Source organism: Dyella sp., assembly GCF_035277725.1.
GTDB lineage: Bacteria > Pseudomonadota > Gammaproteobacteria > Xanthomonadales > Rhodanobacteraceae > Dyella_B.
Genome location: NZ_DATEJY010000118.1, coordinates 1 through 7,448 on the forward strand (window position 1 = coordinate 1; position 7,448 = coordinate 7,448).

At 63.3% G+C, this 7,448-nt stretch carries 8 protein-coding genes; all 8 read right to left on the reverse strand.

The genetic code is table 11. The features are described from left to right. Window positions 1–1,205 (reverse strand): kynureninase (kynU, locus tag VJR68_RS10645; protein ID WP_324147659.1); only part of this gene is annotated, 1,205 nt, incomplete at its 3' end. A gap of 144 nt (window positions 1,206–1,349) precedes the next feature. Beyond that, on the reverse strand, window positions 1,350–1,871 hold the full coding sequence (locus tag VJR68_RS10650; RefSeq protein WP_324147660.1) for a hypothetical protein: 522 nt from the start codon (window positions 1,869–1,871) through the stop codon (window positions 1,350–1,352). Continuing rightward, the gene (locus tag VJR68_RS10655; protein WP_324147661.1) at window positions 1,868–2,902 is read right to left on the reverse strand and encodes an amidohydrolase family protein; all 1,035 of its coding nucleotides are present in this window, start codon (window positions 2,900–2,902) and stop codon (window positions 1,868–1,870) included. Before VJR68_RS10655 ends, VJR68_RS10650 begins: the two co-directional genes overlap by 4 nt. 48 nt (window positions 2,903–2,950) lie before the next feature. Beyond that, window positions 2,951–5,056 carry an FUSC family protein gene (locus VJR68_RS10660; protein WP_324147662.1) on the reverse strand — a complete coding sequence of 702 codons (2,106 nt, stop codon included), beginning with the start codon at window positions 5,054–5,056 and terminating at the stop codon, window positions 2,951–2,953. Window positions 5,057–5,195: 139 nt separating this feature from the next. After that, a complete protein-coding gene (gene yeiP / locus VJR68_RS10665) occupies window positions 5,196–5,774 on the reverse strand; it encodes an elongation factor P-like protein YeiP (RefSeq protein WP_284322213.1) in 579 nt (192 codons plus the stop codon). 38 nt (window positions 5,775–5,812) lie between these two features. Continuing rightward, a complete protein-coding gene (locus VJR68_RS10670) occupies window positions 5,813–6,574 on the reverse strand; it encodes an SDR family oxidoreductase (RefSeq protein ID WP_324147663.1) in 762 nt (253 codons plus the stop codon). 128 nt (window positions 6,575–6,702) lie between these two features. Beyond that, a complete protein-coding gene (locus VJR68_RS10675) occupies window positions 6,703–7,272 on the reverse strand; it encodes a GNAT family N-acetyltransferase (RefSeq protein WP_324147664.1) in 570 nt (189 codons plus the stop codon). Continuing rightward, window positions 7,269–7,448, reverse strand: a 180-nt coding sequence (locus VJR68_RS10680) for a YdeI/OmpD-associated family protein (protein WP_324147665.1), incomplete at its 5' end; no start/stop codon positions are given. The genes VJR68_RS10680 and VJR68_RS10675, both read right to left, overlap by 4 nt.

A 7,448-nucleotide genomic window follows, 5' to 3' on the forward strand; every position in this document is an offset into this window, starting at 1 on the left:
GGCGAGATGCGGATGACATCCGGTTCGCGCCAGTCGCCGATGATGCCGTGTTCGATCAGGTAGTCGAACAAGGCGCGCCCTTCAGCGCGGCCGCCGAGCACGCGGATGGAGAGTTGCGAGCCGCGGCGTTCGGGTGCTGCGGGAGTGACGATCTCAAGTACGTGGGGTAATTGATTTTGTACCAGCCACTCCAGATAGCCGGTGAGCTGCAAGGATTTCTCGCGCAGGCGCTGCATGCCGGCACGATGGAAAATTTCTAGCGAGACGCGCAGCGGCGCCAGGGAGAGAATCGGCGGATTGGAAAGTTGCCAGCCGTCGGCGCCGGGTGTGGGCACGAAGTCCGGGCCCATCTGAAAGCGGGTGGTTTTGTCGTGGCCCCACCAGCCGGCGAAGCGAGGCAAGCCGCTGCGCGCGTGGCGTGCGTGCACGAATGCACCACCCACCGCACCGGGGCCGCCGTTGAGGTATTTGTAGCTGCACCAGATAGCGAAATCGGCGCCGCTGTCGTGCAAGGCCAAGGGCAGGTTGCCGACCGCGTGCGCAAGGTCGAAACCGACGTTGCAACCCTGTTTATGCGCGAGTTCGGTGATCGCTTTCAGATCGAATGCCTGGCCGGTGCGGTATTGCACGCCGGGCAACAGCACCAGCGCGACACGCGAGCCATGCTCGGCAAGCACGCGCTCGATCGCTTCCATCGAGATCGTGCCGTTAGGCTCATCGCCCTCCAGTTCGATTAAAGAAAGGTTCGGGCTGAACCCGTGATAGCGGATTTGCGATTCCACCGCATAGCGGTCCGTAGGAAATGCGCCCGCTTCGATCAGGATGGCGTGGCGATCCGGCGTGGGGCGATAGAAGCTCACCATCATCAGATGCAGATTCACGCCTAGCGTGTTCATGGCGACGACTTCATCGGGCTGCGCGCCGACGACTTCGGCCAGATGGTCACGCACGAACTCGTGATAATCCATCCACGGCAGGCGGCCTTTGAAGTGGCCTTCCACGCCGAGCTCGCCCCAGTAATCCAGTTCCGCATTCACCGCTTCGCGCGACGCGCGTGGTTGCAGCCCCAGCGAATTGCCGCAGAAGTAGTGGCTCTCGCCGTGCTCGTGCGGTGGAATCAGAAACTCGCTGCGGAAATCGCGCAGCGGGTCGGCGGCATCACGGGCCTGGGCCCATTCGGCGGTGGCTTCGTAGCGTGGGGACATTGCAGTATCCAAACAGCTGTTTCTTGCTGCCGTCATTCCCGCGAAAGCGGGAATCCATTTTTGCATCTCGCTCCAGAGCAAGATGGACTCCCGCTTTCGCGGGAGTGACGGTGCAGGTGGAATGTCAAACGATGAGCAAGCACATCAACTGCCCAAGGTGGCAGCGACTTCACTGCAACCCTTGTCGAACGTCGCAGCCCACGCCTGGCCGGCCTCGCTCGCGGACGGACGCACGCAGCGCAGCTGGATGGCATGGCCATTCCGGAACCAGTAGCGTTCCGTATAGGTGTATTGGACGCCGCTTTCGCTCGCGGTATAGAGGAAGCTGTTCTGCTCACCTGATGGGCGCGTGCTTGCCTGGTAATCCTTCATGTTCTTCGCCTTCGTCATCGCGCCGTTGACGTAGTCGCCGAACGCCTGCGCATCCGATACCTGCTTTACCGTGACGGTGACGCGCGCCAAGGTGGTGTTGGCGCTGGGCGAGGGATCAGGCACCTGGAACACGCGTACTTCCGGATCGCCATCCACCTGCATGATGCCTACCCACCCGGCCGGCGTGGTGAAGTGCACACTGCCGGACGCCATGCTGACGTCGTCGGCGTGGGCCACGGTGATGCTGGCCAATGCAAGTAAGGCTGTCACCACCATGTAACGGCTGAATCTCATGCGTGTTCCTCAGGATGCGTGTTGGATACGAAGCGACGTAGCGGCAGCCCCAGCCATTCCAGTGCGGTGCCGTGAAACAGGCGGGCGCGGGTCGGCTCGTCCAAGTGCAGCGATTCGATGCCGCTGCCCGGTTCCTGCTCCCCCAGCGGGAAAGGATAATCGGTACCGAGCATGACGCGGTCGAAGCCGGTCACATCCAGAAGGTATTGCAGTGCGCGGGGATCGTGCACGCAGGAATCGAAATACAGGCGCTTCAAGTATTCGCGCGGATTGCGCGGGTTATCCGTGGCGACCAGGTCCGGACGCATGCGGAAGCCATGCTCGATACGGCCGATGCTCCACGGAAAGCTGCCGCCGCCGTGCGCAAGCATCACGCGCAGCTTGGGCAGCCGCTCCAGCACGCCGCCGAACGCAAGGCAGCAGCCGGCGCGCGATTGTTCGGCGGGCATGCCCACCAACCACGGCATCCAATACTTGGGCATGGTGGCGGCGCCCATCATGTCCCACGGATGCACCATCACCGCGGCACCTAAATCAGCCGCGGCTTCGAAGAACGGGAACAGTTCCGGCGCGTCCAGGTTCCACTCGTTGCAATGCGAGCCGATCTGCACGCCGCTCAAGCCCAGTTCGTCGATGCAGCGCTCCAGTTCGCGAATCGCCAGCTCCGGCGACTGCAGTGGCACGGTGCCTATGCCGGCGTAGTGCTTCGGGTAGTCCCGGCAAACGCCGGCCATGTGATCGTTGAGATGGCGATGCAGTTCCAGCGCCTGGTAACCCGGCGCCCAATACGAGAACAGCACCGGCACGGTGGAGATCACCTGCACGTTCACGCCGAAGCGCGCGTAGTCATCGACGCGATGTTGCGGATCGAACGACGATTCCCATACCTCGCGGAAGAACTTGCCGTCCTTGTAGATGCGATGCCGACCATCGCTGTGGGTCATCACCGGGAAGGCATCGTTGCCGAATTTTGCGGCGAGATTGGGCCAGTCACGCGGAAGGATGTGGGCGTGGGTATCGATTTTCAGCATGCGCCAAGTGTAGCGCCTGTGGCGCCCGTCGTTTGTAGACGGCAGTGGCTAGGGATGGACGCGGTGTTCGCCCTGCGCCGCTGCTGCTTCCTGCGGGCCACGCCCCACCACATAGGCCAGCGTGTTGATGTTGTCGACCAGGCGATCGCTGATGCGCACCAACTGCTCGGCGCGCGGGCGGTCGTCCGCCATGGCGAGCAGGGTGGCCAGGCTGCGCTGCAGCTGCCGCAATTCCGGTGCCGGCGGGGGCGCCTGGTTGTTGCGCAATGCAACAGCCAGCGCATGCAGCTGGGAGGCCGATCGTTCGACGAAGTGGGTGACTTCCGCCTGCTCGGGCAAGTTGTCGCAGTCGTGCAGCAACGCTTCCAAGGTCATCGCCGTGCGTGCCAGGCGGTTGCTGTTGAGGAACAGGGCGTTGGCCAGCTCCAGCAAGTTGAGCGGTGTCGCCGGCTCGGCCTGCATGCGGTCCAGCGACGCTTGGGCATTAGTGCGCGCGGTGCGCACGGCAGTGCGCGTTTCGCCATGGGCGTGGCGTTGATCTGGCCGCGCCAGCGCGTGCAGGTAATCCGCATAGGCGTCCAGCATGTCCGACAACGCGGAGCGCGCGCGCCGGCGTTCCCATGTGGGCCACACCACGTAGGCGAGCAAGGCCATGCCGCTGCCGAGCACGGTGTTCAACACGCGATCCATCACCGCCGTGCCGGAATTCACCCCTTCGAACGACAGCAGGATCACCACCGTGCCGGTCAATGTCGCCACGGCGATGCCGTAGTGCGCGGTAGCCAGATAACGGAACGCCATGCACAGCACCGCCATCAGCGCGAGATGCGCCCAAGGGTCGTGCGGCGTGATGTGCAGCAGCGCGGTGGTGAGCACCAGGCCGAGAATCGTGCCGACCACGCGCAACAAGCCGAAGTTGAACGTGGCGGCGAAATCCGGGCGCAGCACGATCGCCGCCGTCATCGGCAGCCAGTAGCCGTGCGGCAGTTGCCACAGGCGCGAAATCAGCAGCGCGATGCTCAGGCACACTGCGCAACGCATCGCATGCCGAAACGCTACCGAATGCGTCGTGAGGTTCGCACGCAAGGTGGCGAGTGCCGAGCTGCCGCGCAATGCGCTCGGCAGCCGCGTTTCCGCGGCAGCAGCGCGTTGTTCGCCAGTGGCACCCGCCCAGTCCGCGTTACGCAGGGCGGCGGCGAGCTGCCCGGAAAGCGCATGGATATGCGCCGCGGCGCTGTCGCTGCGCGTGTGGTTGTCCAGCAGTGCGCGTTCGCTTGCCTGCAAGGTTTGCAGCGCACGCGCGGCTTGTTCGGGTGAATCGCCGCTTTCCAGCGCATCGGCCAGTGCGCTCAGCACGCGTGCGGCATCGGCACGGAACATCGCGATGATGCTGGCGGCGCTGTGCAGCTCCGCCATCGCGACCAGTTCCAGGCGCAAGCGCTCGGCCAGTTCCAGCAAGACGGCAAAGGCTTCCATCGCGCGACCGCGCGCGTGATGACGGCCGAGCAGCGTTTGCTGCAATGTGGTCATTGCGTCCGTGAGTGCGGGCACGTCTTCGTCGTTCTGTCTGTTTTCCTTCGCCAGCTTGGCCAGGCCGCGATAGACGGTAGCCAGTGCATGCCGCTCCGGCCCGTAGCGCTGCAAGGGCCACGCGGCCACGGAGAACAAGGTAAGCAACAGGCCACCGGCGAAAATCAGCCCGGCGCCCATTAGCGCGTTATCGAGCGTGGTCGGTGTTGCCGCCGTGATCACCAGCAGAATCATGCTGGTCATGCCCACGCGGGCGATATCCACACCAAATACCACCAACAAGCCGCCGAAGAAACCGCAGGCGGCAGTGGCTATCAGGATCAACGGCAAATTGCCACCGATCAAAAAACCGCACAGCGAGGCGAGTCCTGCCGCCAGCGAAGCCAGCAGCAACTGCTGCAGGCGCTGGCGATACGGACCGGGCTGATCGGAAAACATCGTGTCGAGCGCGCCGGCGCCCACAGCCAGGCCAGCTTCGGCATGGCCGGTGAGCATGCCCAGAGCCAGCGGAAGCACGACCGCCGCGGTATTGCGTATCACCACCCACGCCGGCACGTCCGGACGCTTGGTCGCAGTCAGGCTTTGCAGCACGCTGGCGCGTAGCGAGTAAGTGCGGGTGGACATGGCGGGGAACGCGATCGGAATGACGTGATTCTGCCTTACCGCAGCGGCGGTGTCGCGTGACGCGGTATGACAAAACGGCGCCGTAAGGGGCGCCGTTTGCAGGAGTTCAACGCTGCCGCGAAGCCGCAGGCGTTGTTGCTCAGAACGTCTTTTCGGAACCGCGCCCGGCGAATTCACCGGTGAGCGTGTTCACCCACACTTTTTCGTCGGTGGTGATGTATTCCGGCACCTGGATTTCGATGCCGGTGTTGAGCTTGGCCGGCTTGGTGCGCTTGGTGGCGCTGGCGCCTTTCAGTTCCGGTGCGGTGTCGACCACGGTAAGCAGCACGCTGGTCGGCACCTGCAGGCCCACCGGCGCATCGTCGATCACCTGCACGTAATAGCCTTCCACGCTCTCTACGATGTAGCCGGCGTTATCGCCAATCAGTTCCGGGCCGAGCGTGTACTGCGTGTAATCCTCGTTGTCCATGAACACGTACGCGTCACCGTCCATGTACGAGAAGTTGGCGGCACGGCGCACCAGATCCATTTCCTTCAGATCATCGTCGGCACGCAGGCTGAGATCGAATTTGCGGCCACCGGGAATGGAGTACAGCGTGAAACGGAACGTGACGTTGCCGCCACGCGCAGTAGGCGAACTGCGTTCGATGTCGCGCACCTGGTAAACGGTGCCTTCGTGTTCGACCACGTTGCCTTTTTTGACGTCGGAAGCTTTCATGAGATGAGAGAGCCGATGATGGGAAATGAGGATTTGCGTTACTTCGGCTGCAGGCGCACCGCGCCATCCAGCCGGATCGTTTCGCCGTTGATGTAGCGGTTGCCGAGAATGAATGCCACAGTGGAGGCGAATTCTTCCGGCTTGCCCAGGCGCGAAGGGAAGGGGATGGAAGCGCTGAGCGATTCCTGTACCTGCGGCGGCATGCCATCCACCATGGGCGTCCAGAAGATGCCCGGGGCGATGGTCGCCACGCGAATACCGAAGCGCGACAGTTCGCGCGCCATCGGCAAGGTCATGCCTACCACGCCGCCCTTGGAAGCGGAGTAGGCGGCTTGGCCGATCTGGCCTTCGTAGGCGGCCACGCTGGCGGTGTTGATGATCACGCCGCGCTCGCCATCTTCACCGGCTTCGTTGTGCTGCATCAGCGAAGCGCCGGCCTTGGCAACGTTGAAGCTGCCCACCAGGTTCACCATCACGGTGGTGGCGAAGGTGTTCAACGCCATCGGGCCTTCCTTGCCCAGCACGCGGCCGGCACCCAGGATGCCGGCGCAATTGATCACCACGTTCAGGCCACCCAGGGCTTCCTTGGCGGCGTTGACGTTGGCTGACACGCCTTCTTCGGAGGTGACGTCGGTACGGAAAAAATGCCCGCTCAGCGCCTGGGCCGCTGCGAGGCCCTTTTCCTCATTGACGTCGAACAGGGCAACGCGGCCGCCGTTGGCCGCCAGATGCTGGGCCACCGCATGGCCGAGGCCGGAAGCGCCGCCGGTGATGATGGCTTTGACTTGGTTGAGCTGCATGGGGATATCCCGACAAGCGAAAAGCGCAATGGTAGCGCACCACGCTTTCGTAGGCTGGTTCGTAGGCTGGGATGAAATCCCAGCATCGCCATGCGTGACAGTGCCGGGATTTCATCCCAGCCTACGAACTACGAATGGCGAAATATCGCGTGCAGCTCAGCCGATCCGCGCAATACAGGGAACGCAACGACTGCCTGCGGCGGATTCGCGGCCGGCTGCAACTCCTTCTGCCACACACCCACGTCCCACCATTGGCCAAGCTTGTAGCCGGCCTTGCGCCAGATGCCGGCCGGCGTAAAACCCATCGCTTCGTGCATCGCCACGCTGACCTCGCCAGGCATGGTGATCACGCCTACCGCCTGGTTGATGCCTTGCAAGCGCATCACGTCCAGCAATGCGCCATAAAGCTTGCGCGCAATGCCGCGGCGGCGCGCGTTCTCGTGCACATAGATGGAAGTTTCCGCGATCCAGTCATAGGCTGCCCGCTCGCGAAAGCGCGTGGCATAGGCATAGGCCAGCACCTCGCCGTGGTCTTCCCACACCAGCCAAGGGTAGTGCTGCAGGCGGGTGAGTATGCGATGGCGCATCGCGTCCGTGCCGGGAAGCTCGGTTTCGAAGGTGATGGCGGTGTCGATGATGGTGGGCGCGTAGATGGCGTGAATGGCATCGGCATCTTCAGCGCGGGCAATGCGGATCATGTTTGGTATTTCCAGTTGCGGTGCTTGCCTTCGGCCAGCCATTCCAAGGAGGTGGCGATACGTTTCTGGCGCGTGGCGTCGGTCTTCGCTTCGGTAATCCACTCGACGTATTCGCGTTGCGCGCTCGGGCTGAAGGCTTCAAACACCTTGCGTGCGGCGGTGTGCTTTTTCAGTGG